General features: G+C 70.1%; 26 protein-coding genes. 9 read left to right on the forward strand and 17 right to left on the reverse strand.

The window, feature by feature from the left end:
* Window positions 1-191: 191 nt before the first annotated feature.
* The 3 genes from G6O69_RS19855 to G6O69_RS19865 all read left to right on the forward strand — a co-directional run bounded on the left by G6O69_RS19855 (window position 192) and on the right by G6O69_RS19865 (window position 2,715).
* Window positions 192-1,181: a matrixin family metalloprotease gene (locus G6O69_RS19855; RefSeq protein ID WP_172305094.1), complete on the forward strand. Its 990-nt coding sequence runs from the start codon at window positions 192-194 to the stop codon at window positions 1,179-1,181.
* 119 nt (window positions 1,182-1,300) lie between these two features.
* The gene (locus G6O69_RS19860; RefSeq protein ID WP_172305095.1) at window positions 1,301-2,023 is read left to right on the forward strand and encodes a hypothetical protein; all 723 of its coding nucleotides are present in this window, start codon (window positions 1,301-1,303) and stop codon (window positions 2,021-2,023) included.
* A gap of 2 nt (window positions 2,024-2,025) precedes the next feature.
* On the forward strand, window positions 2,026-2,715 hold the full coding sequence (locus G6O69_RS19865; RefSeq protein ID WP_172305096.1) for a GNAT family N-acetyltransferase: 690 nt from the start codon (window positions 2,026-2,028) through the stop codon (window positions 2,713-2,715).
* A gap of 30 nt (window positions 2,716-2,745) precedes the next feature.
* Here G6O69_RS19865 and G6O69_RS19870 read toward each other — a convergent pair whose 3' ends face one another.
* The 11 genes from G6O69_RS19870 to hprK all read right to left on the reverse strand — a co-directional run bounded on the left by G6O69_RS19870 (window position 2,746) and on the right by hprK (window position 14,850).
* Window positions 2,746-4,413 (reverse strand): dihydroxyacetone kinase subunit DhaK, encoded by a 1,668-nt coding sequence (locus G6O69_RS19870; RefSeq protein WP_172305097.1) that lies wholly within the window; start codon window positions 4,411-4,413, stop codon window positions 2,746-2,748.
* Window positions 4,410-5,288, reverse strand: a complete 879-nt coding sequence (gene yghU / locus G6O69_RS19875; protein WP_172305098.1) for a glutathione-dependent disulfide-bond oxidoreductase — start codon at window positions 5,286-5,288, stop codon at window positions 4,410-4,412. Before yghU ends, G6O69_RS19870 begins: the two co-directional genes overlap by 4 nt.
* Window positions 5,289-5,449: 161 nt before the next feature.
* Entirely contained in the window at window positions 5,450-6,811 is a 1,362-nt protein-coding gene (locus G6O69_RS42265; RefSeq protein WP_172305099.1) for a HupE/UreJ family protein, read from the reverse strand.
* Window positions 6,798-8,078, reverse strand: a complete 1,281-nt coding sequence (locus G6O69_RS19885) for a DUF3500 domain-containing protein (protein WP_172305100.1) — start codon at window positions 8,076-8,078, stop codon at window positions 6,798-6,800. The genes G6O69_RS42265 and G6O69_RS19885 overlap by 14 nt, the downstream gene beginning before the upstream one ends.
* Before the next feature lie 344 nt (window positions 8,079-8,422).
* Complete coding sequence (locus tag G6O69_RS19890; RefSeq protein ID WP_172305101.1) at window positions 8,423-9,367, reverse strand: alpha/beta hydrolase; 945 nt, start codon at window positions 9,365-9,367, stop codon at window positions 8,423-8,425.
* Window positions 9,364-11,211 carry a phosphoenolpyruvate--protein phosphotransferase gene (gene ptsP / locus G6O69_RS19895; protein WP_172305102.1) on the reverse strand — a complete coding sequence of 616 codons (1,848 nt, stop codon included), beginning with the start codon at window positions 11,209-11,211 and terminating at the stop codon, window positions 9,364-9,366. The genes G6O69_RS19890 and ptsP overlap by 4 nt, the downstream gene beginning before the upstream one ends.
* Window positions 11,212-11,334: 123 nt before the next feature.
* A complete protein-coding gene (locus G6O69_RS19900) occupies window positions 11,335-11,718 on the reverse strand; it encodes a hypothetical protein (RefSeq protein WP_172305103.1) in 384 nt (127 codons plus the stop codon).
* 179 nt (window positions 11,719-11,897) lie between these two features.
* On the reverse strand, window positions 11,898-12,173 hold the full coding sequence (locus G6O69_RS19905; RefSeq protein WP_172305104.1) for an HPr family phosphocarrier protein: 276 nt from the start codon (window positions 12,171-12,173) through the stop codon (window positions 11,898-11,900).
* 26 nt (window positions 12,174-12,199) lie between these two features.
* The gene (locus G6O69_RS19910) at window positions 12,200-12,688 is read right to left on the reverse strand and encodes a hypothetical protein (RefSeq protein WP_172305105.1); all 489 of its coding nucleotides are present in this window, start codon (window positions 12,686-12,688) and stop codon (window positions 12,200-12,202) included.
* A 200-nt stretch (window positions 12,689-12,888) separates the two neighbouring features.
* On the reverse strand, window positions 12,889-13,788 hold the full coding sequence (gene rapZ, locus G6O69_RS19915) for an RNase adapter RapZ (protein WP_172305106.1): 900 nt from the start codon (window positions 13,786-13,788) through the stop codon (window positions 12,889-12,891).
* Window positions 13,789-13,812: 24 nt separating this feature from the next.
* On the reverse strand, window positions 13,813-14,850 hold the full coding sequence (gene hprK / locus G6O69_RS19920; protein WP_172305107.1) for an HPr(Ser) kinase/phosphatase: 1,038 nt from the start codon (window positions 14,848-14,850) through the stop codon (window positions 13,813-13,815).
* A gap of 298 nt (window positions 14,851-15,148) precedes the next feature.
* Between hprK and G6O69_RS19925 the strand changes: the two genes are divergently transcribed.
* The gene (locus G6O69_RS19925) at window positions 15,149-15,601 is read left to right on the forward strand and encodes a hypothetical protein (protein ID WP_172305108.1); all 453 of its coding nucleotides are present in this window, start codon (window positions 15,149-15,151) and stop codon (window positions 15,599-15,601) included.
* Window positions 15,602-15,615: 14 nt separating this feature from the next.
* Here the strand turns inward: G6O69_RS19925 and G6O69_RS39415 are convergent, their stop codons facing one another.
* Both G6O69_RS39415 and G6O69_RS19935 read right to left on the reverse strand, forming a co-directional pair.
* Window positions 15,616-16,857, reverse strand: a complete 1,242-nt coding sequence (locus G6O69_RS39415; protein ID WP_217909872.1) for a sigma-70 family RNA polymerase sigma factor — start codon at window positions 16,855-16,857, stop codon at window positions 15,616-15,618.
* 149 nt (window positions 16,858-17,006) lie between these two features.
* The gene (locus G6O69_RS19935) at window positions 17,007-17,384 is read right to left on the reverse strand and encodes a hypothetical protein (RefSeq protein WP_172305109.1); all 378 of its coding nucleotides are present in this window, start codon (window positions 17,382-17,384) and stop codon (window positions 17,007-17,009) included.
* 109 nt (window positions 17,385-17,493) lie between these two features.
* Here G6O69_RS19935 and G6O69_RS19940 point away from each other — a divergent pair, with 109 nt between their 5' ends.
* The 4 genes from G6O69_RS19940 to G6O69_RS19955 all read left to right on the forward strand — a co-directional run bounded on the left by G6O69_RS19940 (window position 17,494) and on the right by G6O69_RS19955 (window position 19,944).
* Entirely contained in the window at window positions 17,494-18,558 is a 1,065-nt protein-coding gene (locus G6O69_RS19940) for a hypothetical protein (RefSeq protein ID WP_172305110.1), read from the forward strand.
* Between the two features lie 18 nt (window positions 18,559-18,576).
* Entirely contained in the window at window positions 18,577-19,089 is a 513-nt protein-coding gene (locus G6O69_RS19945) for an Ig-like domain-containing protein (protein ID WP_172305111.1), read from the forward strand.
* A gap of 67 nt (window positions 19,090-19,156) precedes the next feature.
* Window positions 19,157-19,612: a hypothetical protein gene (locus tag G6O69_RS19950; protein WP_172305112.1), complete on the forward strand. Its 456-nt coding sequence runs from the start codon at window positions 19,157-19,159 to the stop codon at window positions 19,610-19,612.
* A complete protein-coding gene (locus G6O69_RS19955) occupies window positions 19,609-19,944 on the forward strand; it encodes a hypothetical protein (protein WP_172305113.1) in 336 nt (111 codons plus the stop codon). The genes G6O69_RS19950 and G6O69_RS19955 overlap by 4 nt, the downstream gene beginning before the upstream one ends.
* Here the strand turns inward: G6O69_RS19955 and G6O69_RS19960 are convergent.
* Window positions 19,926-20,426 carry a hypothetical protein gene (locus G6O69_RS19960; RefSeq protein WP_172305114.1) on the reverse strand — a complete coding sequence of 167 codons (501 nt, stop codon included), beginning with the start codon at window positions 20,424-20,426 and terminating at the stop codon, window positions 19,926-19,928. The two genes, G6O69_RS19955 and G6O69_RS19960, sit on opposite strands and share 19 nt — an antisense overlap.
* A gap of 2 nt (window positions 20,427-20,428) precedes the next feature.
* Window positions 20,429-20,986 (reverse strand): MarR family transcriptional regulator, encoded by a 558-nt coding sequence (locus tag G6O69_RS19965; RefSeq protein WP_176396970.1) that lies wholly within the window; start codon window positions 20,984-20,986, stop codon window positions 20,429-20,431.
* An 88-nt stretch (window positions 20,987-21,074) separates the two neighbouring features.
* On the opposite strand from G6O69_RS19965, the gene G6O69_RS19970 reads away from it, so the two are divergent.
* Window positions 21,075-21,551, forward strand: a complete 477-nt coding sequence (locus G6O69_RS19970) for a dCMP deaminase family protein (protein WP_172305116.1) — start codon at window positions 21,075-21,077, stop codon at window positions 21,549-21,551.
* Window positions 21,552-21,579: 28 nt separating this feature from the next.
* Here G6O69_RS19970 and G6O69_RS19975 read toward each other — a convergent pair whose 3' ends face one another.
* Both G6O69_RS19975 and G6O69_RS19980 read right to left on the reverse strand, forming a co-directional pair.
* On the reverse strand, window positions 21,580-23,181 hold the full coding sequence (locus tag G6O69_RS19975) for an LDL receptor domain-containing protein (RefSeq protein ID WP_172305117.1): 1,602 nt from the start codon (window positions 23,179-23,181) through the stop codon (window positions 21,580-21,582).
* A 23-nt stretch (window positions 23,182-23,204) separates the two neighbouring features.
* A complete protein-coding gene (locus tag G6O69_RS19980) occupies window positions 23,205-24,194 on the reverse strand; it encodes a hypothetical protein (RefSeq protein ID WP_176396971.1) in 990 nt (329 codons plus the stop codon).
* Between the last annotated feature and the right edge of the window lie 283 nt (window positions 24,195-24,477).

Here is a 24,477-nt window from a genome sequence, read left to right on the forward strand (position 1 = left end):
GGTCCGCAGATCAGCCAGAATCATCGGGTGTGCGAGGCCTTGCGCGGCAAAAGGCCAGGTCTAGGTCCAGTCCAAAACCGAGGGCCGCGAGGGTCGTTTTGCTGCACAGTCGCGGTGATGGTGAATATGACAATATTTGCGATTTGCTGTGAACCTTTCGCGTTTGGCGATACGAAACTATATCAATGACGATGTTCTTCATGTTTGACATGGACATTTCTGGAGACTTGAATGATGGTTTGAACATCGAGGCCATGGCAGGTATGAAGATTCATCGCAATCTCGTTGTAGTCGCATTCCCCCTCTCCCTCACCATCGGTTGTCTCGCAGAGGACGAACAGGGCGAATTTTCCGACGATCTCGCCCTCGAGCTCGCCGAACAGGAATTCGACGAAGACCTGGAAGACGCGCCGCCGCGGGTGATCGAGGTGCTCGACGGCTTCGACGTCCAGGTCCCCGAGGAGGGGATGTCGGTGACCATGGAGATCCTCTACGAGGACGGCAACTCCGAGCTGGTCAGCGTGCACAACGAGGGCGGCGAGCTGCGCTTCGAGCATCACAACGACTTCGGTATCGAGGCCTCCGCGGGCGAGGCAGCCTGCTCGGCGAAGTGCTCGGACGGCGCCTACAACCTGCTGGGCTACAGCTGGAGCAGCCAGTTCAAGTGGAGCTACCGCGACGCCAACCGGCCGTCGAGCGTGACCAAGGCCGACGCGATCGCGGCCTTCAAGCACGGCTTTGGGGGGATCCAGAGCTCGCGCAACGCCTGCAGCCTGAGCGACTCCGTCTCGGCCACGCACGCCTACCAGGGCACGACCAGCAAGGCGCCTGGCGTGAGCTCGACGGGTTGCACCAGCAACGACGGCAACAACGTGGTCGGCTGGGGGTCGCTGTCTTCGGGGGTGCTCGGGCTGACCTGCACCTGGTATTCGGGCGGCCAGGCCGTGGAGTCGGATCAGCGCTACAGCAACAGCATGTCGTGGTACGCGGCCAACGCCGTGCCCAGCGGCTGCTCGAGCGCCTTCTCGCTGCGAGCCGTCGCCACCCACGAGGCGGGTCACACCTTTGGGCTCGGTCACACGGGCTGCTATCAGACCATGGCGCCCTCGGTGGCTCCGTGTACGTCGGCGAACCGCAAGTTCGGTCGCGGGGACGTGCTCGGGCTGCGTGCGATCTACTGAGCCCCGGTGTCGCCAGTGGGCGACGTGAACGAGAAGGGGATATTCAGCGATACATGATGTGTCCTACGGCACTGTATGTATTAATTGCGCGCGGTGATTGATACTTCATATTGTCTCGCGTGTTCGATGGCGACCCGCTGATTCGTCCTCCGTCTCGTCGGTGGGAGGGCTTTAGCCCTCTCGCCGAGCGCTTCTCTCCCGACCTCATCGTCGAGGTCACCTCCGTCTGTGACCGCAAGTGTCCGGGCTGTTACTCGCCCACGCTGCGGACCACGGACGACCTCGAGGAGACCTTTCGGGCCCGGCCAGAGCTCTTCTTGGACGCCCGGACGCTGAGCGCAGCGCTCGCGCAGCTGCCAGAGATGCCCGGGGGCATCGCGCTGCGGGGAGGGGAGCCGTCCCGCCATCCGGCGCTCGAGTCGTTGATCGTGGCCAGTCGGCGGTTCAGCGCGCGGGTCTGGGTGGAGACCCACGCGCGCTGGCTGCTCGAGCCCGATGCGCTCGGGCGGCGCTGGCTGGCGGTTCTGCGTGACACCGGGTCCATCGTCAAGATCTCCTTCGACCGCATGCACGCGCTTCGCCGCGAGCAGCTCGAGGCGGTCTGCGAGACGCTCGGTGCTCATGGCGTGGATTGGATCATTGCGATCACCGAGCCCACGCTCGAGAAATTCTCGATCTCGCGTCAGGCTTGCGCGTGGGTGGACGATGACAAGGTCGTCTTTCAAGAGAAGGTCACCGACCACCGCCTGCTGGTTCAGCCGCGCTTGGGGACCCTCGATGTCGGCGGTTCGCTCCAGCGCCAACCCACCGCCAAGCTCTCGCTGCGCGTGGTGGAGGCCTGAGCATGGAAGCGCTCGACAACCCCGTATGGTGGAGCTTGGAGGGGGCGCACGCTTCGGTGGCCGAACGAGCGGGGGAGGTCGCGCGCTACCCTTCGAGCTACGCGCCCTTCATCGCGGTCGCGGACGCGGACGCGGACGCGAGCGGGGCGAGGGAGCTGGTGGCCGTCGGGGAGACTGTGTTCTTCCTGGGTGAGATCCCGCGTCTCGACCCCAGCCACTGGCAGCGGGTCGGGGACTTCGAGGTCATGCAGTTCACGGGTGAAGGCCGCAGCGCCGCGGTGTCAGCGGACGCGCAGATGGTCGAGCTCGGCGCGGCCGATCGCGCAGACATGCTCGGGCTCGCGGAGGCGGTCTACCCCTTCTTCTTTCGCGCGCACACGGCCGACCTGGGCCGCTACCTCGGCTATCGCTGCGCCGATGAGCTGGTCGCGATGGGCGGTGAGCGCATGCGGCTGACGGGGTTTCAGGAGGTCAGCACGCTGTGCATCAAGCCCGAGCACGCGCGCTCGGGGATCGCATTTCGCCTCTTTCACCAGCTGGTCGCGTCGATCTGGGCCCGAGGTCGAGGCGTGTTCGCGCACTGCGTGCGGGGTAACGACGCGGTCGCGCGCTTCACCGAGCGCGCGCTCGGGGAGCTTGGCGGCGGCCTGCGGGCGACCCTGCCCATGGCCAAGGTCGTCCGCAGGGCTTGAGCAGGGTCGAGCCCGCGGGTTGCGAGCGCATCAGCTGTGCTCGCGTGCCAGCGCCTCGAAGGCGATGGCCACGGCGACGGCGCCTGGATCGGGGACGCCCGCGAGGCGCTCGCCGGTCAGGTAGGCCGCGCGACCGGCCCCCGCTCGCATCATGCTCGCCGTCCGCTCGGCCCCGGCGCGGGCGGCCGAGGCAGCTTCGCCGAGGACTCCCGATCCCCGGAGCGCCGCGAAGGCGGGCTCGAGGGCGTCGATCATCGTGCGGTCGCCCAAGCTGGCCCCGCCGTACTCGCGCACGCGGGCGAGGCCGGCGGTCAGGGCGGGGATCCAGCCCTCGCCGCGGGCGAGGGCCTCGGCCGCGGCGGTGCAGAAGATCGAGAGCAGCACGCCGGAGCTCCCGCCCATGACCTCGGCGAGCAGCTCGGCCAAGCTGGCGAGCAGCGCCGAGGGCTGGGCAAAGGGGAGGGCGTCGAGCTCGGCGAGGATCGCCCGCGCGGCCCCGGCCATGGTCGAGCCGGTGTCGCCGTCACCGATCTTGGCGTCGAGGGCGTCGAGCTCGTCCTTGGCGGCGATCAGCGCGTCGAGCATCGTCACCAGGGCGGCGCGCAGGCCCGGGTCGGCCGAGGGAGAGGCGCTGACTCGGGCTGCCCTCGCGGATAGGGCGGGCAGGGCTCGCAGCTTGGGGGCGGCGCGCGGGCGCACGGCCTCGGGCCAGGCGACGACCTCGCAGGCCCCGGTCAGCGCGGCGCGGCGCTCGTCGTCGAGGGGCAGCAGCGAGAGCGAGAAGCCGTTCATGTCGAGGCTGGTCATCAGCGCGGCGGGGCCGATGACCAGCGCCAGGCGCGGGCCGAGGGCCGAGCGCAGGACCTCGCTGGCGACCACGGCCATCTCGATGCTCGGTACGGCGCCGAGGTTGTTGAGCAGGGCGACGAGCGGGCGCGCGTCGCTGGCGGGGTCGGGGAGCGTGGGCAGCAGGCGCTCGACCATCAGCGCGACGAGCTCGCGCACGGAGGCCAAGGTGAAGGTCTCGACGCCGGGTTCGCCGTGGATGCCCAGGCCGAGCTCGCCCTCGTCGTCGGCCAGGCGGGCGGCGCTGGGGCGCCCGGGGATCGTGCAGCCCTCGAGGCTGACGCCCAAAGAGCGCACCTCGGCGGCCACCCGGCGGGCGGCCGCGGCCACGGCTTCGAGGCTCGCGCCCTGCTCGGCGAGGTGGCCGGCGATCTTGTGCACGAAGAGCGTCCCGGCCACGCCGCGGGGCTGGCTGGCATCGGGGATCGCCACGTCGTCGGCGACGATCACCGTCTCGACGCGCTTGCCCGCGGCCCGGGCCCGCTCGGCCGCGAGGCCGAAGTTGAGCCGGTCGCCGGTGTAGTTCTTGACCACCAGCAGGCAGCCGGCGTCGCCGGTGGCGGCCATGATCCCGGCGTAGACGGCCTCGACACTGGGCGAGGCGAAGATCTCGCCGCTGACCGCCGCGCTGAGCATGCCCCGGCCCACGAAGCCGGCGTGGGCCGGCTCGTGGCCGGCACCGCCCCCGGAGATCACCGCGACCTTGGCAGGGTCGAGGTGCTCGCGGAGCACGACCTTGATGTGCGGGTAGCCGTCGAGGCGGAGGAGCTCGTCGGCGGCCAGGCTGGCGACGGCGTCGAGGGCCTCGACGACGATCGTGTCGGCGTCGTTGATGAAGCGCTTTTGGGTCATGGCCGGATTTTTTCGGGCGGGAGGTCGACGGCCTTGCCGGCGAAGTCCTCGCGGCCGTGGCGCTCGGGCACCTGGCCGCTGGGGTCGCCCCAGGTCCGGTTGACCATGGCGCCGCGCTTGGCCGCCGGGCGCTTGGCGATCTCGGCGGCCCAGCGGTTGACGTGGGTGTACTCGTGGGTCGCCAGGAACTCGCCGGCCTCGTAGAGCAGGCCCTTGGCGAGGGCGCCGTACCACGGCCAGATCGCCATGTCGGCGATGCTGTAGCTGTCGCCGACCATGAACTGGTTGTCGGCGAGGTGGCGATCGAGGAGGTCGAGCTGGCGCTTGGTCTCCATCGCGAAGCGGTCGATGGCGTACTCGAGCTTGACCGGGGCGTAGGCGTAGAAGTGGCCGAAGCCGCCGCCCAGGTAGGGCCCGGCGCCCATCTGCCAAAACAGCCAGCTCAGCGCCTCGGTCCGCTGCGCGGGCTCACTGGGCAGGAAGGCCGAGAACTTCTCGGCGAGGTAGAGCAGGATCGACCCGGACTCGAACACGCGCTGGGGCGGGTCGACGCTGCGGTCGACGAGCGCGGGGATCTTGGAGTTGGGGTTGATGGCGACGAAGCCGGAGCCGAACTGGTCGCCCTCGGTGATGCGGATCGGCCAGGCGTCGTACTCGGCCCCGGCGTGGCCAGCCTCGACCAGCTCCTCGAGCATCAAGGTGACCTTGACGCCGTTGGGCGTGGCCAGCGAGTAGAGCTGCAGCGGGTGCTCGCCCACGGGCAGGTCTTTGTCGTGGGTCGGGCCGGCGATCGGCCGGTTGATGTTGGCGAAGCGTCCGCCGCTGTTCTTGTCCCAGGTCCAGACCTTCGGAGGGGTGTAGTCGCCTTCAGCCATGGCGAACGTGTAGCACGGGAGCGCGGCGCCGCGTGAGCACGGGGGCGCACTCGCCGAGGCTCGGGAGTTTTACCCGCGCTCGATCGTTCGCAAATTAGCCGGGGGCGGGCCTCGGAATGAAGCCCGCCCCCTCGTGCGCCTGCGTGGGCGGCTGGGTGTCGTCAGGCGGAGCCGCTCGAGGTCGCGACGACGCCGGTCGCGGGCAGCTGGCGCCGCTTCTTGCCGAGCACCCCCGCGAGCACGGCCAGGCCGATCGCCAGGCCGAGGACGACCCAGGGGGCGACCTGGTCGAGGGTGTTGAACTCCGCCTCGAGGCCGAGGTCGAGGCCGACGCGCTCGAGCAGCCAGCCCGTGGCCGCGACGATGACGATCGAGGCTCCGCCGATGCGGAGGTAGCGATACGCCGGGGTCCTCGCCAAGACCAGCAGCGAGGGGGTGATCGCGACCACGATCAGCAGCTGAACCAGCTCGATGCCGATGTTGAAGCCAGCCAGGCCGAGGCCCAAGGACAGCTTGTCGGGGGCGAAGTCGGCGAGCTCGGACGCGAAGGCCAGGCCGTGGATCAGCCCGAAGCCCGCGGCGATCCACGCCTCGTGGCGCGGAAAGATCGGGCGCAGGGCGTGGGCCGCCGAGACCACCAAGGTCAGGGCGATGGCGATCTCGACGGGCTGCGAGGGCAGCCGGACCACCCCGGTCACGCCGAGGATCAGCGTCAGCGTGTGGCCGATGGTGAAGGCCGAGACCACCCAGGCGATGGCGCGCAGGCCCTCGCCGGTCGGGCGCCCGCCAGCCCAGCGACCCGCGACGGGGCGGACGACGGCGGCGAGCAGCAGCGCGAGGATGAACAGCAGGTGATCGCTGCCGTGGGCGATGTGGTCGGCGCCGAGGCCGACCATGCCGACGAAGCCGCGCCACCACGAGCCGCCCTCGTCCTCGATGACGACGGTGTCCTTCTTGTAGTGCAGCATGCCGATCGGCAAGGACTCCTCGGCGAAGCGGGCCTGCTCGAAGTTGCGGCCGCGGACGACCAGCAGCCGGTGGCTGACCACGCGGTGGACGATCGCGTCGCTGCGCAGGTGGATCGGGCCGTCGACCTCGCCGGTGGGCGGCGTCGCGCGCATCCTCGCCACGATGTGGGGGAGCTCGTCGATGAACTCGAGGCGCAGCGCTGGGGCGCCGAGGATCCACTGCGTCCCGTCTTCGCTGGCCAAGGCGACGTGCTCGGCGACGTAGGTCTGGAGCTGCGCCTCGTTGTCGGCGAACCACACGGCCGGGTCGTCGACCTCGCCGTGCTGCAATGCCATGAGCAGCTGATCGACCGGCAGGCGCAGCTCGACGCGGGTCTCGCTGGCCCCGCGCTCGACGAGGATCAGGCTGGTCGCGGCCGGGTGGGCCTGCGCCGGCGTGGCCAGGCCAACGAGTAGCAGGAAGGCAAAGAGCCACAGCCCCGCGGCGCGGACCCGCCCGAAGGCAGGCCCGAGCCGCGGGCCGCGGCGTGTCCGACCGCGATTACAGGCTCCCACCGTAGTCCCGCGTCTTGTCTCGGAACATGGTGTGGTAGTGGGTCTCGTCTTGGATCACGACGCCGTTTTGGACGGCGAGCTCGATCCAGACCGCGGGGCCGTCGATGCGCACGTAGCAGCCGTTGACGTCGGGGTCGGGGGCCTCGGCGTCGCCGGCCCAGGCCACGTAGGTGTCGGCGTAGGCGTCCGCGGAGGTGTACTCGGCCATCAGCGCGTCGGAGATCTCGGCGGGGTAGTCGAGCACCCAGGCCTCCATGGCCGCCTGGACGAGGGCCTGCTGGTCCGCGTCGAGGGCCGAGACGAGCACACCCTCGCGCTCGGTGCCGGTCGGGAACGCGACCGCGTCGTAGCTGCCGCTTTGGTACTCGACCGGCCCGAGCAGCACGTCGCCGAAGGACTGGCCGTCGAGGTAGGCCGCCTCGAGCTGGGTGCCGTCGAGGGCGTCGAAGAGCGCGAACATGGTCTCACCCTCGTCGAGCAGCGGGCTGTAGGACTCGCCGCCGACCTCGAACTCGCTCTTGGGCTCGCAGGCCACGTGGTTGGGCGTGACCGTGGTGTCCGCGCTGGTGAAGGTGATGTTGTAGGCCATGTGGTGCTGGCCGAGCTGGAGCATCCAGTCGTCGGTCGTCGAGGGCTCACCGATGAACGCGACGATCGACGTATCCGAGGAGTAGGTCAGGCCGCCCATGCCGCCGCCGCTCTGCTCGCCGAGGTAGTCGTCGGCGGCGAGGGTGCCGACGTAGTCCTCGTAGCCCTGAGCGCTCAGGGCGACCTCACCGATGTAGAGCGCCGCGGCCCGGCTCTCGTCGCTGAGATCGCCGAGGGTGATGCCGTTGCGGGTGACCCCGGGCAGGTTCGACCAGGTGGTCTTGGCCTCGGCGTCGTCCCAGTCGAGCAGCACGGTCGCCTGCTGGTCGGCCTCGAGGGTGTCGTAGAAGGCCTGCGCCGCGCAGACGACCGCCTCGCGGTAGTCGCTGACGTCCTCGCAGGCCCCGGTGCCGGTGTCCGTGGTGTCCGTGGTGTCCGTGGTGTCGGTGCCGTCGGTGTCGGTGTCGGTGTCGGTGTCGGTGTCGCTGCCCTCGGTGTCGGAGTCGGTGTCGCCGTCAGTGGTCCCGACCTCGTCGTCGGTCGTGTCGGAGTCGGAGTCCGTGTCGCTGGTCTCGGAGTCCGTGTCGCTGCCGGCGTCGTCGCTACACCCGGCGAGGGTGGTCAGGGCGAGGAGCCCAAGGGAGGATGCTCGGGTGACTATTTTGGTTTTGATGAACATGGGGATGAACGCTTTCGCCACAGCTTCAGGGGGAGAAGCTGGGTTCGAGTATTGCGGGCGTATCTTTCAAATATCTTTCAGTGCACTTTCGAGCGCTGATGGGAGTTCTTGCGAAAGCCTTGCGTAGACCTTGCGGCTACTCTGACCAATATCTTGCAAAGGTCTTTCGGGAGATTGAGCGGAGGCGACACGCATGGACCACGCGCAGAAGCTCGTGCTCGCGGTGAACGGGCCTCCACGCGCGTTTTGTAGCGAAGCGGGGGCGGCTCTCGCTGTCGCGCGTCGGAGCGTGAAGGCCCGGACCGGTCAGCGGGAGCGTCCCCCCTCTTTGTCGTTTTCGTATGTCAGCGCATGCGACGATCGAAGCTTTCGATCGCGCGAAAAAGTGACTTTGGGTGCTCTCGCTGGGGCGCGTGCCCGCAAGCTTCGAGGACTCGCAGCTGCGCGTCAGGGAGCAAAGTTGCGACACGATCCCCCTGCGCAGGAGGCACAATCTCGTCGCGGTCTCCCCACACCAGCATGGTCGGCTCGTTGCGCGAGCGGATCATGTCGTAGAGGCGCGCCCGCGAGCCTGCCGGGGCGCCGTCGTGGAGCGCGTCGATCTGCCGAAGCATGGCCTCCACGGCCTCGAGCCCGCCGTCGCGGCACAGCCGATCCCAGTAGACGTCGACGTCGTGGTCGAGGGGCTCGCGCTCGAGCAGCGCGGGGTCGGCGAGGCAGCGCCGCAAGAAGCGGCGCAGGTCGGCGCGGCGGAACACCGTGCGCAGGACCAGGGGCGAGAAGCCCAGCCACCGCCAGCTCCGGCGCAGGGTCGGGAGCGGACCTGGCAGCGCGATCGGGGCCTCGACGGGGAGCACGTGGGGGGCGACGAGGATCAGCCGGCGCAGGCGGACGCGGTGGCCGGCCTCGGCGCGGGCCAGGCGATGGGCGAGGGCGATCGCAATCGTCCCGCCATAGCCGTGGCCGACGAGGTCGAACTCGCCACTTTCGATGTCGACGCGATCGAGCAGCCGGGCGAGGAGCTCGGCGTGCCACGCGAAGCCGTAGCCGGCTGTGTCGGCGGGCGGCGGGCGGTCGGAGTTGCCGCAGCCGAAGAGGTCGGGGATCAGCACCCGGCGCGCGCCGGACTCGTGCCAGGGGGCGACCAGCTGGCGAAAGTCCCAGCCCGTGACCAGCAGCGAGTGCAGGAGCACGATCGGGACCTCGCCGGCCCCGCGCTGCGGGCCGCGATCGTCGAGCCACAGCCGCCCCGGGGCCATGGGCCACAGCTGCGAGCGGTCGTCGCTCATTCGCGCACCACCCGGCCGACGCTGGAGATCGGCTCGTCTTCGATGTCGATGTCGACGCCGGCGGCGTGCTGGAGGTGCTCTGGGAAGCGCTCGCCCATCTCCTGAATGACCAGGCGGCGGGCGTCGGCGGCGGTGTCACAGGCGAGCACGGCCGCGGCCAGGGCCTCCATCTCGTCGAGGGTCGAGGCGCGGATGATGTTCTTGACCACGGGGATCGCCGAGGCCTGCATCGACAGCTCGCGCAGGCCGAGGCCGACGAGCACCCAGGTGTAGCGCGGGTCCGCGGCCATCTCCCCGCACAGCGAGACGGGGACGCGGTGGCGGTCGCCGGCGTCACAGACCGTCTTGATCAGCCGGAGGATCGCCGGGTGGAGCGGCTCGTAGAGGTAGTTGACCTCGTCGTTGTCGCGGTCGATGGCCAGCGTGTACTGGATCAGGTCGTTGGTCCCGATGCTCATGAAGTCGACGTGGCGGGCCATGAGGTCGGCGGTGATCGCCGCGGAGGGGACCTCGATCATCACGCCCACGCTGACCTCGTCGGCGTGGGGCAGGCCGAGCTCGCGCAGCTGGGCGCGGGCCTCGTCGATCGCCGCGCGCCCGGCCGCGAGCTCCTCGAGGCCCGAGACCAGGGGGAGCATGATCTGCAGCGGCCCGTGCAGACCCGCGCGCAGCAGCCCGCGCAGCTGAGCCAGAAATTGCTCGGGCCGGCGCAGGGCCAGGCGCATCGACCGCAGGCCCATGGCGGGGTTGTGCTCGGCCTCGCCCATGTCGAGGGAGCGGCACTGCTTGTCCGAGCCGAGGTCGAAGGTGCGCACGCGGACCGGGTGCGGGGCCCAGCGCTGGAGCAGGGCCTTGGCCATGCGGTAGTGCTCCTCATCGCTGGGCGCCTCGTCGCGGTTCATGAACATGAACTCGGTCCGATACAGGCCCACGCCCTCGGCCCCGAAGCCGCGCGCGACCTCGTTCTCGTCGTCGAGGGCCAGGTTCGCGCGCAGGCGGATGTTCTCGCCGTCGTCGGTCTGGGCCGGGAGCGCGTGCTCCTTGGCGATCTCGAGCTCGAAGGCCTCGTAGCGCTCGACCTCGACCTCGAGCGCGGCGATCTGCTCGGGGGTCGGGCGGACGTGGGCGAGGCCGTGGACGCCGTCGACGATCACGAGGTCGCCGGTGTCCACGGCGCTGAGCAGATCCGCGACGCCGACGACCGCGGGGATCCGCAGGGCGCGGGCGATGATCGCCGTGTGCGAGGTGGTCCCGCCCTCCTCGGTGATGATCCCGGCGACCTGGGCCTGGGACAGCTGCGAGGTGTCGGCGGGGCTGAGGTCGTGGGCGACGATCACCGCGCCGGCGGGCGGGTTGATCGCGTCCTTCTCCTCGCCGCCCAAGGTGGTGATCAGCCGCTCGCCCAGGAAGGCGACGTCGTACTGGCGGGCCTGGAAGTACTCGTCACCGACCTCGGCGAGCTTGGCCCGGATCTCGTCGACGGTCTTGCTGACCGCCCACTCGGCGCCGATCAGCTCCTCGCGGATCCACGTCTCGGTGCGCTGGATCAGCCCCGGGTCGCGGAGCATCATCTGCTGGGCCTTGAGGATCTGGCGGTGCTCGCCCTGGGGCAGGCGGCCCTTGACCGCCTCGAGCTGATCTTGAGCCCCGCGCAGCGCGGCCCGGAAGCGCTTGAGCTCCTCCTCGACGTCGTCGCGCTCGATCAGCGTGTGCGGGATGTTGACCTCGCGGCGATCGACGACGTAGGCGGGGCCGATGCCGAGGCCCGGGCTCACGCCACGGCCGCGACGTTCGAGGGGCTCGCGCGGCTCGCGGGGTTCGGGCTTGTCTCGCTCGTCGATCATGGTCGCGGCCAGTGTACGGCGCCTCGACGGCCCATGTTAGGCATGTTGGGCGGGTCGAGGCGACGCGCGGCAGGGGGCACGAGCGCCCCCTGCCGCGCGTCCGCGTGATCACGAGCGAGGGCATCACTCGGGCTTCTCGTCGTACTGCTTCTCGCCACAGACCACGGGCTTGTCCCAGGTCGTCCAGCACCCGGTCACCGCCAGGGCGCAGACCGTCTCGGCTTCGCCCTCGGTCTTGCCGTCGTCTTGCTCACCGGCGATGCAGGCGTTGCAGCTGGCGTACTTCTTACACAGGTTGTCGGGGCCGTCGCCCTCGTCGCCGGCGGGCTCGGGCTCGGGGGTCTTGTCTTCCTCGACCTCGACCTCGACCTCGACCTTCTTATCCTCGTTCGCGCCCTTGTCCGCGGGCTCTTCGACGGCGGGCTCCTTGTCCTTGTCGCAGCCGATGAGGAGGCTGGGGCTGAAGGCGAGCAGGCAGCTGATGAGCAGGTTGCGGGAGATGTTCATGGCCACGGACAACCGCAAGCGCCATGCCAGACACGCGAAAAAGCGGCTGCGGGGCGCTCGGGCGCCGCAAACGAGGGTTTGGCGGGGCTCGAGTCGCTGCCCTCGAGCTGCGCGGGGTCGGGCGCGGACCCGACCCGTGGTGTGTCAGAACGAGCCGCGGTGTGCAGCCTTGGCGAGGCTCAGATCTCGCCGAAGCCCTGGCCGACGAGCTCCGCGAGGGCGTCGTAGGCCTTCTCGGCGTCGCGGCCTTCGACCCGCAAGCTGATCTTCGAGCCCTGGCCGCAGGCGAGCATCAACACGCCGAGGATGCTCTTGCCGTTGACCTCCTGGCCGTCCTTGCCGATCCAGACCTCGGACTCGTACTTGTTGGCGAGGCCGACGAGCTTGGCCGCGGCGCGGGCGTGGAGGCCGAGGGGGTTGACGATCTCGAGCTCGCTGGACTTGCTGCGGGCCATTGTTTGGGCGGCTTTCTTGGGAGCGGTCAGCTCGGACAGTCGCTCGACTGGCGAGCCTTGAGGTCCCAGACCTTGACGCAGACCGAGCGGGTGCCGGTGTCGGCGCAGGCCTGGGCGAGCTCGGCGGGGCTGACCTCGCGATCGGCGGTCCCGAGCTTGATGAGCATGGCGAGGTTGAGGCCCGTGACCAGGGCGACCCGGCGGCCGCTGCTGCCCTCGAGGCCGCAGGTGCAGGGGCTCGAGCCGAGCAGGTCGGAGATCAGCAAGATGCCGCGGCCCTGGTCGAGTTCGTCGATGGTGGCGCGGATCTGGGCCTGGAGGGCAGGTGTGCGTCCTGCGCCCGCGTCGAGCGCGACGACCTCCGCCAGGCCCTCGCCGGGGACGATCATCTTGGCGGCCTCGAGCAGGGCGGTGGCCGTGGAGCCGTGGCCGATCAAGATCACCCCACACTTGGCTTCCGAGCGCTCGCTCGTGCCCTGTTCGGGAGAACCAAGGGTGATTCCGTCGGCTGGCATCGCCTCGCTTGCATGCTGCCTCCAGCAGGCCGCGCGCGCAACCGGGGGCGCCTCGTCGCCCGTGGGTGCTTCGACCCCCACCCGGCCGAACATCGATCTCCTTGGAATTACCGAGCTTTTCGACGCGAGGAAGGGAAAGGTGAGCGCGCTGGCGGGGAACTTCGTGCTGGACACAAAGGCACGCACGCGGCGCGCTCCGATCAGCCCAGGTGCGCCGTGTCGGCGAGGGCCTGCTCCAGGTCGCGGTGGCGGATCGAGAGCACGGGCGCGGGCTGGGCGAGGGGCTCGGCCAGGCAGCGCTGGTGCAAGGCCTCGACCAGCGCCACGGAGCGGTGCTGGCCGCCGGTGCAGCCGAGGGCGACGGTGAGGTAGGAGCGGCCCTCGCTGATCGTCCGCGGGGCCTGGAAGCGCAGCCAGCCCTCGATGCGCTCGAGCAGCTCGCGGGCGTCGTCCTGCGCGAGCACGAAGTCGCGGACCGAGCCGTCGAAGCCGCCCTTGGCCCGCAGCTCGGGCACGTCGAAGGGGTTTTGCAAGAAGCGGGCGTCGAACACCAGGTCGGCCTCGCTGGGCAGGCCGTTCTTGAACCCGAAGGACATCAAGACCAGGTGGAGCACGCCCCCGCGGGTGGCGTAGCGATCGCGGATCAGCTGCCTGAGCTGGCGCGAGCGCAGGTTCTCGCTGTCGATCACCGAGTCGGCCAGGGCGCGCAGCTCGGCGAGGCGCTCGCGCTCGCGGCCGATCGCCCCGGGCAGCTCGCCCAGGGGGTGGCGCCGCCGGGTCTCGGAGAAGCGCCGCACCAAGGTGGAGTCGGGGGCCTCGAGGAAGAGCAGCTCGAGGCTGTGGCCCTCGCCGAGCAGGCGCTCGCGGACCTCGGCGAAGGCGTGCAGGTGATCGTTGGCGCGGGCGTCGACGCCGACGGCCAGCGGCCGCGGCCGGGCCTGGCTGCGCTCGAGCTCGAGCTTGCTGGCGACGAGCGCGGGGAGCAGGGGGACCGGGAGGTTGTCGACGCAGTAGTAGCCAAGATCCTCGAGGGCGCGCAGGCAGGTCGACTTGCCCGCGCCCGAGAGTCCGCTGACGATCAGGATCTCCATGGCGGGCATCTTCGCCGATCTGGCAGGCCAGACCTACTCGACGTCACCCAGCTGCACCCGCCCGGAGCCCTGGGGCGGCAGGGGGGTGGCGGGCGCGCCGTCCTCGGGGCTGGTCGAGGGTAGGGGGACGCCGGTGGTCATCGCGATGTGCGTGGCGATCTTCTCTTGAAACTCCCGCGCCGAGTCGATGCCCCGGTACTTGAGGATCTGGTTGCGGGCGACGACCTCGATCAGCGAGGAGATGTTGCGGCCGGCTCGCAGCGGGATGCGGACCAGGGGGATGTCGACGCCGAGGACCGGCCAGGCGTTGTTCTCGGTGCCCAGGCGATCGTAGTCGTCCTCGTGGAGGTCCGAGAGCTCGACGACGACCTCGATCTTCTTGTTGTCGCGGACCGCGGCCACGCCAAAGAGGTGCGTGATGTTGAGGATGCCCATGCCGCGGATCTCCATGTGGTGCTGGTGCAGCTGCGTGGCCGAGCCCCAGATCGTGTCCGGCGGGCGGATGGTGACCTCGACGACGTCGTCGGCGACGAGGCGGTGGCCGCGGAGCACCAGGTCCAAGGCGGCCTCGCTCTTGCCCACGCCGCTGCGCCCGATCAGCAGCAGGCCCACGCCGAGCACGTCGACGAGCACCCCGTGGATGTTGGCCCGGGGCGAGAGCAGCTCCTCGAGGCGCCGGGTCACCCGGGTGATGAAGCTCGAGGTCATCAGCGGCGTGCGCAGCACCGGGATCCCGTGCTGCTCCGCGAGCTCCATCAGCGGGGGCGGCGGCTCGAGGCCGCGGGTCAAGGTGATCGCCGCGAGCTTGCGCTTGCAGTACTTCTCGACGCCGACGCGGGCGGCCTCCTCGCCGACGCTGAGCAGATAGTCGATCTCCGTCAGCCCCAGGACCTGGAGGCGATCCCCATAGACGTGCTTGACGAAGCCAGACAGGGCCAGGCCCGGTTTTTGGATGCGTGGTCGGGTCAGCAGGCGGTCGAGGCCGCCCCAGGTCGAGAGCACCTCGAGCTGGAGAGCGGCCGAGTCTTCGTCCAGGAGCCGGCTGACTTCGACGGCGACGTCACGACGCATGTGGGAGAGGGTGGCATGGTTCAGGGACCGCCGCGTAGGGCGCATACCCTTGGGACCTGGGCTTTGGAACAGTGAATGTCGAAAACGCGCGCTTTTTTTGGGCGCACTCCCACCTGGAAGGGGATCCGGCCATTCATCACACGCGGGAGCAGACTTCTCACAGAAGGTGTGCTGGCTATCTAAATTTTGGCTCGGTGATCTGCGCTAAAAACGCTAGTGACATTTTTTGTCATCACTCGAAGGTGTGTCTCGAAATTCGTCACTGGAAAGCGCAAAAGACCTCGCCATACCCGAGAGCGTGGGCTGCCAACTCGCATCTTTCGAGCACCTTCTCGTCGTCCGCTGGGGTCTGCCGGAGATCCGCGACTGCGCGATCATCGACGAGAAGGTCAAGCGCCTGCGCGAGACCTCGGGGCGAGAGGTGGTCTACATCGCGGTGATCCCAGAGGATCTGAACAACTTCGACGAGGACCAGCGGGCGCGCTTCGAGCGGCTCTCGGAGGGCCTGATGCCCCTGCTGGACCGCATGGTCATCGTGATCCAGGCGACGGGCTTTCGCGGGGCCGTGATGCGGAGCATGACGACGGCCCTGATCCTGGTCGCCCGGCGTGCGAACACGCTCAAGGTCGTCAGCAGCCTGGACGCGGCCCTCGACGAGGTGCTGGACCGACTACCGAGCGACCACGTGGCGGTCGCGGACGCCTTCCGCGAGGCGGGGGTGGACGTCCCGGCCAAGCTCCCGGCCGCTTGAGTCGCGGCCCACTGTCAGGCCAGCTGGCGGCGCAGCTGCTTGCGGGCCCGGGTCAGGCGGACCGAGACGTTGCGCTCGGTGATACCCAGAGCCTCGGCGATCTCGGCGTAGGAGAAGCCGCGCAGGTGGAGGCTCAGGGTCGACTCGAGGGTTCGGGGGAGGTCGGCGAGGGCCTGCTCCATGCGCGCGCGGTCGTCCTCGTGGAGCAGGGCGGCCTCGGGGCAGGTGTCGGGATCGCTCAGCGGGGTGTCGTCGACACTCTCGGCCCCCGGGCGACGACGGCGGAGGTGGCGGAAGCAGGCGTAGCGGGCCACGCGGTGGACGAAGGTCTTGAGCGAGGACTCGCCGCGGAAGCTGGGCAGGGCGCGCCACAGGGCGAGGGCGATGTCTTGCTCGAGGTCCTCGCGCTCGGCGCTGTGGCGGCCGTAGCTGGCGGCCATGCGCGAGATGCTGGAGCCGTGCTCGCGCAAGACGGCGGCGAGCTGGCGCTCGCGGTCTTCGTCGAGCTCGTCGTCCTCGACGAAAATCGCGGCGCCAGGAGCCGCGCTGGGTTCCACCACGGGCTCCTTGGCCAGCCCCGGGGCAGGCAGTCCGCGGCCCTGGAGCTGAGACGCGCCGTAGCTCCCGTTGGTGCGGTAGCCCGCGGTGCTCCCGGCGGCCAGGCGCTCGTCGATGGACCACAGCAGCCCCGCGAGCTCGCGGATGCCGTCGGCGGCCTGCCGACCCCCGCGCATCGACTCGATCAGCGCGCGGCGGACCTGCTCGGGGTCGACGCCCAGACCCTGGAGCTGGGCGCGGTCGCGCTCAGCGAGGCGCTCGACGCTGCCCAGCCAGTCGTAGACCTCGCGGCGGGTGTCCATCAGCGGGGTGAAGTCGCCGAGGTCCGAGAAGATGAAGGAGCGCAGGCCGCCGAGGCCCGCGCTGGCCTGCTCGACGTCCGCGGCGTCGTCCGGCCAATGGCGGGCGAGCTCGCTGCGTCGGCGCAGCTCCAGGGCCAAGGTCCGGGTGTCGCGGGCGAGCTTGCCGAGCGCCGGGGTCAGGCCGTCGAGGGTCAGCGGCCGGGTGGGGTCGACAACGGGCTTGACCGGGCGCAGCCAGCGGGCGAGCAGCCGCGTCAGCCAGCCGGTGGTCGAGACCAGCATGGCCAGGGCGCGGATGGTCGGCAGCGCGACCAGGGAGAGCAGCACCATGCTGCCGAGGACCCAGTAGATCGTCGAGCCCAGGTAGGAGATGGGTACGAAGAGCGCTTCGACCATGACGAGGTGCCAGTGTCGCGGCCAGTCAAAACCCTACATCGAAAAATCGCTGCCGGCCCGAGAACGGCGATACGCGCAGACACGGGGCGAAGCGGCCGTGGCCTCGCCCCGTGTCTGCGCGCTGTGCGGAGCTCGCTCCCGCGGCCCGCTCAGGTTCGGGCGGGCTGGCGCGCCGGCCGACGGCTCTGCACCGTGCTCGCAATCCACAGCGGGATCGCGCACATCAAGCTCCACGCGAGGGGGATGACCACCAGCGTCATGCCCCTCGCGCGGCCGAGGTCGTAGTCCGCCGCAGGGATCGTCTGCAGCGCGGCCGCGAGGTCGATGCTGCCGAAGAGCGTGCCGAGCAGGCCAAAGCCGACGCACAGGACCACGAGACGATCGACGACGCGCAGGCCGTCGTCGCTCGTCTGACCGAGCTTGAGCGCGCGGGCGTGCAGCGCCAGGGCGAGCACGCCGATCGCCGCGGTGATCGTGATCGCGTGATTGAACACGCCGCCATTGATGTAGAACTGGATGAAGTCCATCGATTCCTTGCTCCCTTCATCTCCACGGTGTCGGCGGGCGCGAGGACCCTACGTGAAATCTCCAAAAATGTGATTTGTGCGCGCTTTGCTGGCAAGGACCGAAGGACCCTTGTCGACCGCGAGCACCACCTGGATCGAGCACGCCCTGGCGCCGCTGGATCGCCTCCGCGCCCGGACCTTGCGGGCGACGATGCCGGTGTCGAGCCACTTCGCGGCCCGCCGTGAGCCTCGCGTCGCGCTGATCGGCGCGCTCTCGGTGCTCGCGGCGTTGATCGGCGTGGCCAGCTTTCCGCTGTGGATGCTCGCCCTCGGCCCGATCGTCCTCGGCGTCCCGCACCTGCTCGCGGACCTTCGCTACTGCGTGGTCAGACCCGGCTGGCACCGCCGCCCCGCGCTGTGGCTGGGCGTCGGCCTGCCGCTGGTCGCCGTGGCCGTGGGCGCCGACATGGCCGTGGGCTTCGCCGCGGTCGCGGGCGCGTGCGTCGGCCTCGACGGCCCGCGTTGGCGGCGGCTCGTCGGGGTGCTGGCGGCAGCGATCGCCGCTGGCGTCTGCATGGTCGCGGGCCCGCGCTCGACCCTGGTCCTGCTCCACCTGCACAACGCCGTCGCCCTGGCGCTGTGGTGGCGCTGGCGAGAGCACGAGGGCGGCCTGCGGCGCTGGCCGGCGCTGGCCGTGCTCGGCGGCTGCGCGCTGATCCTCGCCGGTGGCCTCGACGCCGCCTTCGTCGAGCACGCCCCCGCGCGCCTCGACCTCGCCCACCACCTCCAGGCTCTCGCGCCGGGCTTCTCGGGCGCGGCGGCCCTGCGCCTGGTGCTGCTCTTCGCCTTCGCCCAGTCGGTCCACTACGCGATCTGGCTGCGCCTGGTCCCCGAGGACGACCGCGAGCGCGCGACCCCGCGCAGCTTTCGGGCGAGCTGGCGGGCCCTCGTCGCCGAACTCGGGCCGCTGGCCTGGGTCGCGCTCGCGGCCGCCATGGGCCTGGCCGCCTGGGCCCTCGTCGACCTCGCCCAGGCCCGCGCGGGCTACCTCCGCCTGGCCCGCTTTCATCTGTTCTTGGAGCTCGCGCTGCTGGCCTCGCTGTGGACCCGCGGCCGCGCTCGCGTCTTACCGCACTGCCGAGACCAACTCGCTCGCATCGAGGAGCCCGTGGTGAAACCCAGCACGGGCTCCTAGAAAACTAGAGACCCGACCATGAAGCACATCGCAACGAAATTACTCACCGCCTCCTTGCTGACCGCCGGCCTCGCGACGCCGTGGCTGATCTCCACGCCGGCCCACGCGGACGTCGCCAACGAGCCAGCCACGGCGGAGATCACCAGCCCGACCAACGGCCAGGTCTTCGACGGGACGACGGCGACCTTCGACGTGAGCCTCGATGTCTACGAGGGCGACGGCCTCGGCAGCGTGCGCCTGCTCGTCGACGACGAGGAGGTCGCGGTCGACTCGGCCGCGCCCTGGGGCTTCGAAAACGTGCTCGTCACCGGCGAGGGCATGCACACCCTGGTGGCCGTGGCCGTGAGCACCGACGGGACCGAGAGGACGTCCGAGACCGTCGAGATCGCGCTCATGGAGGGCGGGTCCAGCGAGGAGGAATCGCGCGGCTGCTCGGTGACCTCGGGGGCGCGGCTCGGGGGCGCCGGCGGGCTGATCTTGTTTGGCCTGTTCACCATCGGCCTGGCCCGGCGTCGGGGGCGGCGCGAGTGAGCGCTGCCCTGCGCTGGCGCGGTGCGTGGGATCGCAGCGCGGGCTGGGGTCGGACGTGCGACTCCTGATGCGACCCCGCCTCAGGGGCGCGCTCGTGGCCGCGGCGCTGTCGCTGACGGCTGTGCCCGCGCGCGCGGACACGGGGGAGGCGATCGTGATCGAGTCGCCCAGGTCGGGGTCGCGGGCCCAGGGCGAGCCGGCCGTGGTCCCGCTGGTCGTCGGGCGAGCGCAACCCTGGGCGATGGCCGTGCGCGTCGAGGTCGACGGCGAGCTCGGCCGCCCGCTGCTGCCCTGGCCGCGACGCAGCACGCTGGAGCTCGAGCCCGGCCTGCGCCGCGTGGCCGTGGTCGGCGTCGACGCCCGCAGCGGCGCGCCGCTGCGCTCGGAGGCGGTCAAGATCGCCGTGTTCCGCGAGCCCGAGCGCCACCTCGGCCCGCGGGGGCGCAACGCGCTGGTCACCGCCGTGGCCTTCGTGGTCGCCGTTGGCGGCGCCGCGGGCTTGCGTCGGCGAGGCGCCGCGTGAGCGCCTGGATCCTGGCCTTCACGGCGACCTCGGTGATCGAGGTGCCGATCCACGCGCGGGCGCTCGCCGCCCTCGACGGTCGGGCCAGGCGTGTGGCCGTGGCCTTCGCCGCCAGCGCCCTGACCCATCCATTCGTCTATCTCGTGTTCCCGCGCCTGCTCGGCAGCGGTCTCGTCTATCTGCTCGTCGCCGAGGCCTTCGCCGTGCTCGTCGAGGCCTGGTGGCTGCGCCGCTTCGGGGTCCGCGACGCGCTGCTGTGGTCGCTGGTCGCCAACGCCTCGAGCGTGGCGGTGGCGAGCGCGTTTCGGGTGCTTCAGACCTTCGCGGGCTGACTGGGCGCGGCGACCGGGCGCGGCTGGAACACCTCGATGCCGAACTCCTGGCGGATCTCGGCCAGGGGCACGTCGAGCCAGGCGTCGTGGTCCTTCCACGGCCACTTCTTGGTCATCCTCCGGCTGCGCAGCCAGATCTCGAGCATGTCGGGCAGCGCGCGCAGGGACTCGCCCAGGACCTTGATCCAGCCGACCTCGCGGACGATGTCGATGGCCAGGGGCTCGTTGAGGTAGCTCAGGTAGGCGCCCACGCCGACGTCGGTGCCGGTCATGGACCAGGTGTCGGTCATGGCCTCCTGGCGCACGCTGGTGTCGGTGCCGAACACGACGTGGACCACGTCGTGGTTGCGGAACAGATCCGCGGCCTTCGAGCCTTGCTGCTCGAGGGCGTCGGGATCGATGAGCTTGGGGTCCGAGCGGAAGTACTCGCGCAGGCCGTCGCGCAAGCTGATGGTCGCGTCTTGGTGCTGGTAGGCGTGCATGGTCATTGCTCCTCTTCTCGTTGCAGTTCCGGTCGCAAGTCAGGCGCGGCGCCCTCGAAGGGGAGGGGTCCGCCCTTGGACAGGGTCTCGATCAACATCTGGCCGAAGTGCATGGAGCCGCGCATCTCCTCGAGGCGCTCGCGCAGCGTGGCGGCCTCGTCGTCGGCGTACTCGCCGGCCGCGACGGCGCGCTCGAGGTCGCGCTCGAAGTCGGCGACCATGTCGGCGCCGACGCTCATCTCGGGCTGGAGAAAGTGCCGGGCCCACTCGCGCAGGATCTCGGCCGGGTCCGTGAGCGCCTCGTAGTAGTCCCGGCGATCGCTGCCGCGGGGCAGGCGGCGGACGAAGCGGTAGCGCTCGAGGCGGCGCAGCGCGACGCTGGTGGTGCTCTTGGCCGCGCCGCTCGCCTCGGCCAGCTCGGCGAGGCTCATGGGCACGGTGCTGAGGTAGAGCTGGGCGTAGAGGCGGCCCAGGTTGGAGGGGATCCCGTAGATGTGGCAAACTCGCGCAATCGACGCGATCACCCCTTCCTCGAGCTTCTGCCTGTGTTCTCCGCTCATTTCCTATCGTTCGGTATGGACCGAACGATAGGAACGAGCAAGGCCAGGGAGGAGAATTTTTTTCCGCCGGGCCGCTATCATCGCGGCGATGAGTCACAAGTGGGACCGCCGCTTCCTCGAGCTCGCCCAGCACATCTCCCGGTGGAGCAAGGACCCCTCGACCCAGGTGGGCTGCGTGGTCGTGGGCCCGGATCGGGAGATCCGTAGCACGGGCTTCAACGGCCTGCCGCGCGGCATCGAGGACACCTTCGAGCGCCTCAGCAAGCGAGAGCTCAAGTACCCGCTGATCTGCCACGCCGAGGAGAACGCGATCATGCACGCGGCGCGCATCGGCGTGGCGCTCAAGGACTGCAGCGCCTACGTGACCTGGCCGCCCTGCACCCGCTGCGCGCGCTCGCTGATCCAGGCGGGTGTCCGCGAGGTGATCTTCCCCGGGCCGATCGTGATCCCCGAGCGCTGGGTCGAGGACTTCGAGATCAGCACGCGGATGCTGCAAGAGGCCGGGGTGTTCGTGCGCGAGGTCGACCTCGTGCCCGAGACAGGCGAGCCCGAAGCAGGCGACTGAGCGCCGGCCGGGGCGCGAGGGCGCGGGCTCAGGGCATGCTCGCGTCGGAGGACACGAGCACCTCGACGCTGAACACCTCGTCTTGCTCGCTGGCCACGAGGTGGACGATGTCGGGGGTGTCGTCGTCGGGGTTGAACTCGTCGACGTCGAGCCCGCCCCCCGGGATGCCAAAGCTGTCGAAGGACACGAACTGGCCGCCGCCCTCGCCGTCTCCGAGCAGCGCCCGGATCTGGGCGGTGGTCCCGATGTTGAACACGAGGTCTGTCGCGCTGTCGCAGTTGAGATCGGCCAGGGTCAGGCCGCTGAGCAGCTCGCCGCCGGTCTCGAGCAGCTCGCCGGGGCTGAAGGCGCCAGAGTCGTTGATGAACACGCGCAGGCTGCCGGCGACGTCGAGGAGCGCGAAGTCGGTGTTGGGATCGCCGCCGATGTTGCCGGCGATGATCTCGTGGCCCTCGATGGCCGGGAGATCGATGGTCACCGGCGTCTCCCAGCCGAGACTGAGCGGGCCGAGGTCGCGGCGCAGCAGCAACACGCGGGGGATGTCGTCCAAGGAGCGCCCGCTGATCAGCAGATCGTCGTAGCCGCCGTCCTCGGGGCCGTCGACGTCGGCGAGGGCGAGGTCGTGGATCTCGTTGAGCCCGGTCAGCAAGGTGAGGGCCTCGCTGCTGAAGTCGAAGTAGGTGCCGAGCTCGTCGTGGAGGCCGTTGTCGCCGGAGCCGACGTAGACCGCGAAGCCGCTGACGTGGTCGACGACCAGCGCCGCGTCGGGGAAGATGTCGCCGTCGAGATCCCCGAGCTCGAGGCCGACGAATTCGGGGGTGCCGGGGATGTCGACGCTGTGCTCGCCCCACATCGCCGGCGTCTCGCCTTCGCTGCTCTTGTAGGTGTAGAGCTCGATCGCCTCGCCGGAGGCCCAGGCGGCCGCGACGATGTCCAGGCTGCCGTCGATGTCGAGATCGACGACCTCGAGGTCGACCACGCCCTTGTTGCCGTAGTAGGGCAGGGACTCGCTGCTGCCCGGGAGGTCGAACTCCTGGCCCATGCCCTGGCCGTACTCGATGACGCGGACGTAGGCGCCGTCGCGGGCGGCGAAGACCACGTCTGGCGAGGCGTCGCCGGCCAGCTGCACGAAGTGAGCGGCCAGGGGCATCTGCCCGGCGTTGTTCTCGCTGAGCGGCCCCTGGCCATAGTCGAAGGCCGAGCCCTCGGCGTCCTCGCAGAAGTTGAGCTCGAGCGCGCCGCAGGTGCTGGCGTCCTCATCGTCGCCGTCGGGGCAGTGGGCCTCGCCGTCGCAGGTCAGCGCCGTGGGCAGCTCCAGGCCGCTGGCGCAGGTGAAGCTCTCGCCCTCGCCGTAGCAGAGCGTGAAGTCCTCGTCGCGTCCGTCGGCGCAGTCGAGGGTCCCGTCGCAGACCAGCTCGGGCTCGATGAACCCACCCTCGGCGCAGGCGAAGCTGCCCCCGCACAGGCCGTCGATGCAGTCGAGCTTGGTCCCGCACTGAAAGTTGCTGGTGCAGGGCAGGCCCTCGGCCTCGAGGCCGTTGAAGCAGGCGCCGAGGCCGACACCGGCGAGGGTCGTCAGGCCCAAGGTCAGGAGGAGGCGGGCGCGGCGGTGCGTGGTCTGGGGGGGCATGGTCGAGTTGGAAAAAGTAAGGATCAAAAGCGGCCCTGGATCGACAAGCCGGCGCCGCGGGGGCCCAAGCTGGGCAGCACGAGCGCGCGCGAGCCGAGGTTCGCGGCGCGCTTGTTTCGTTTGACGCCGACGGCGATCAACGCGATGCCCGTGGGCAACATGAGCCCGCCGATCACCAGGCCGGACACCGCCATGCCGTTGCCGATCGAGCCGGAGCGGAAGGCCTCCTGGCGATCTTCGAAGTCGAGGTAGTCGATCTCGGACAGGTCGTTGGCCTGGGAGCCGATCACGGCCCCGGCGATGGCGATGCCGCCAAAAGCCAGGCCGACCGCGGCCAAGGTGGCGCCGGCGCCGATCAGCGGGGCGCCGGGCCGCGGCGCAGGCCCGGGCGTGCGCGGCTCCGGCTCGACGGCGAGGGCCGGAGGGGGCGGCTCGGGTTCTGGCTCCGGCTCCGGTTGGGCCTCGGCCTCGGCGAGGCGGGCGTCGATCTCGGCGATGCGGGCGTCGATCTTGCGGGCCTCCTCGGCCTGGTCGGCCTCGTCCTCGTAGAGCAGCACGACGCCGGACTTGAAGGTCTCGAGCAGCTGCTGGGCCTGCTTGAGGTGGATGACGTCCTCGTCGAGTTCGAAGGCCTTCACGTGGGCCTGGGCGAGGTTGTAGATCAGCAGCGCCTTGATCGACGCGTTCTCGGGGGTCGGATCGACGAGGGTGTAGGCGTCGGTCCACAGCTCGATGGCGCCTTTGTAGTCGGCGGTCTCGTACTTGGCCTGGCCGCGGCGAAACAAGGCCTTCGCCTCTTTCGTGGGGTCTTGGACCGGGGGAGGCTCTGGCTGCGCGTCGACCTGAGCCTCGACCTGGGTCTCTGGGGCCGCGAGGGCGATCTGGCTTGGGCCGAGGCCGAAGCCGAGGCCAAGGCAGAGCCCGAGCCCGAGGCTGAAAGGGTTGCTCGAGCACGGCGACCCGTCGAGGCGGCTAGCGCGAGACGAGAGGAGCACAGGCACATCCTCGGACACGACCGGGCCAGTTTATCAGCTCACCCAGCAGGGCGTGGTGAAACCCAGCGCGACACCTCGCTCGGTCCTTCCACCGATGGCGCTGTCGCCAAAACTCGCAGTCCGCCCGGTACAGCGGCGTTTTGGCTTCGCGCCCTCGACGCTCGACGTCGAATGGTGCAGGTCCCGCATTTCGCCTGCCGAATTCGCAGGCAGTGAGGCGGGGAAAATCGAGCGTAGGCGAAGCGTGAGCGGGGGCGAGGAAAGCGAGTTTGTCTGATCTGATTGTGGCCGCTGGCCCCCG

The organism is Pseudenhygromyxa sp. WMMC2535 (assembly GCF_011083025.2).

What these genes read in the sequence shown, in the direction of transcription:
- G6O69_RS19865 (WP_172305096.1), top strand. Translation starts at nt 2,026, where the DNA reads ATGGAAGCGCTCGACAACCCCGTATGGTGGAGCTTGGAGGGGGCGCAC.
- G6O69_RS19870 (WP_172305097.1), bottom strand. Translation starts at nt 4,413, where the DNA reads ATGACCCAAAAGCGCTTCATCAACGACGCCGACACGATCGTCGTCGAG.
- G6O69_RS19885 (WP_172305100.1), bottom strand. Translation starts at nt 8,078, where the DNA reads ATGTTCATCAAAACCAAAATAGTCACCCGAGCATCCTCCCTTGGGCTC.
- G6O69_RS19910 (WP_172305105.1), bottom strand. Translation starts at nt 12,688, where the DNA reads ATGCCAGCCGACGGAATCACCCTTGGTTCTCCCGAACAGGGCACGAGC.
- G6O69_RS39415 (WP_217909872.1), bottom strand. Translation starts at nt 16,857, where the DNA reads ATGGTCGAAGCGCTCTTCGTACCCATCTCCTACCTGGGCTCGACGATC.
- G6O69_RS19965 (WP_176396970.1), bottom strand. Translation starts at nt 20,986, where the DNA reads ATGAGCGGAGAACACAGGCAGAAGCTCGAGGAAGGGGTGATCGCGTCG.
- G6O69_RS19970 (WP_172305116.1), top strand. Translation starts at nt 21,075, where the DNA reads ATGAGTCACAAGTGGGACCGCCGCTTCCTCGAGCTCGCCCAGCACATC.
- G6O69_RS19975 (WP_172305117.1), bottom strand. Translation starts at nt 23,181, where the DNA reads ATGCCCCCCCAGACCACGCACCGCCGCGCCCGCCTCCTCCTGACCTTG.
- G6O69_RS19900 (WP_172305103.1), bottom strand. Translation starts at nt 11,718, where the DNA reads ATGAACATCTCCCGCAACCTGCTCATCAGCTGCCTGCTCGCCTTCAGC.
- yghU (WP_172305098.1), bottom strand. Translation starts at nt 5,288, where the DNA reads ATGGCTGAAGGCGACTACACCCCTCCGAAGGTCTGGACCTGGGACAAG.
- G6O69_RS19905 (WP_172305104.1), bottom strand. Translation starts at nt 12,173, where the DNA reads ATGGCCCGCAGCAAGTCCAGCGAGCTCGAGATCGTCAACCCCCTCGGC.
- G6O69_RS19890 (WP_172305101.1), bottom strand. Translation starts at nt 9,367, where the DNA reads ATGAGCGACGACCGCTCGCAGCTGTGGCCCATGGCCCCGGGGCGGCTG.
- G6O69_RS19950 (WP_172305112.1), top strand. Translation starts at nt 19,157, where the DNA reads ATGCGACCCCGCCTCAGGGGCGCGCTCGTGGCCGCGGCGCTGTCGCTG.
- rapZ (WP_172305106.1), bottom strand. Translation starts at nt 13,788, where the DNA reads ATGCCCGCCATGGAGATCCTGATCGTCAGCGGACTCTCGGGCGCGGGC.
- G6O69_RS19935 (WP_172305109.1), bottom strand. Translation starts at nt 17,384, where the DNA reads ATGGACTTCATCCAGTTCTACATCAATGGCGGCGTGTTCAATCACGCG.
- hprK (WP_172305107.1), bottom strand. Translation starts at nt 14,850, where the DNA reads ATGCGTCGTGACGTCGCCGTCGAAGTCAGCCGGCTCCTGGACGAAGAC.
- G6O69_RS19855 (WP_172305094.1), top strand. Translation starts at nt 192, where the DNA reads ATGTTCTTCATGTTTGACATGGACATTTCTGGAGACTTGAATGATGGT.
- ptsP (WP_172305102.1), bottom strand. Translation starts at nt 11,211, where the DNA reads ATGATCGACGAGCGAGACAAGCCCGAACCCCGCGAGCCGCGCGAGCCC.
- G6O69_RS19945 (WP_172305111.1), top strand. Translation starts at nt 18,577, where the DNA reads ATGAAGCACATCGCAACGAAATTACTCACCGCCTCCTTGCTGACCGCC.
- G6O69_RS19960 (WP_172305114.1), bottom strand. Translation starts at nt 20,426, where the DNA reads ATGCACGCCTACCAGCACCAAGACGCGACCATCAGCTTGCGCGACGGC.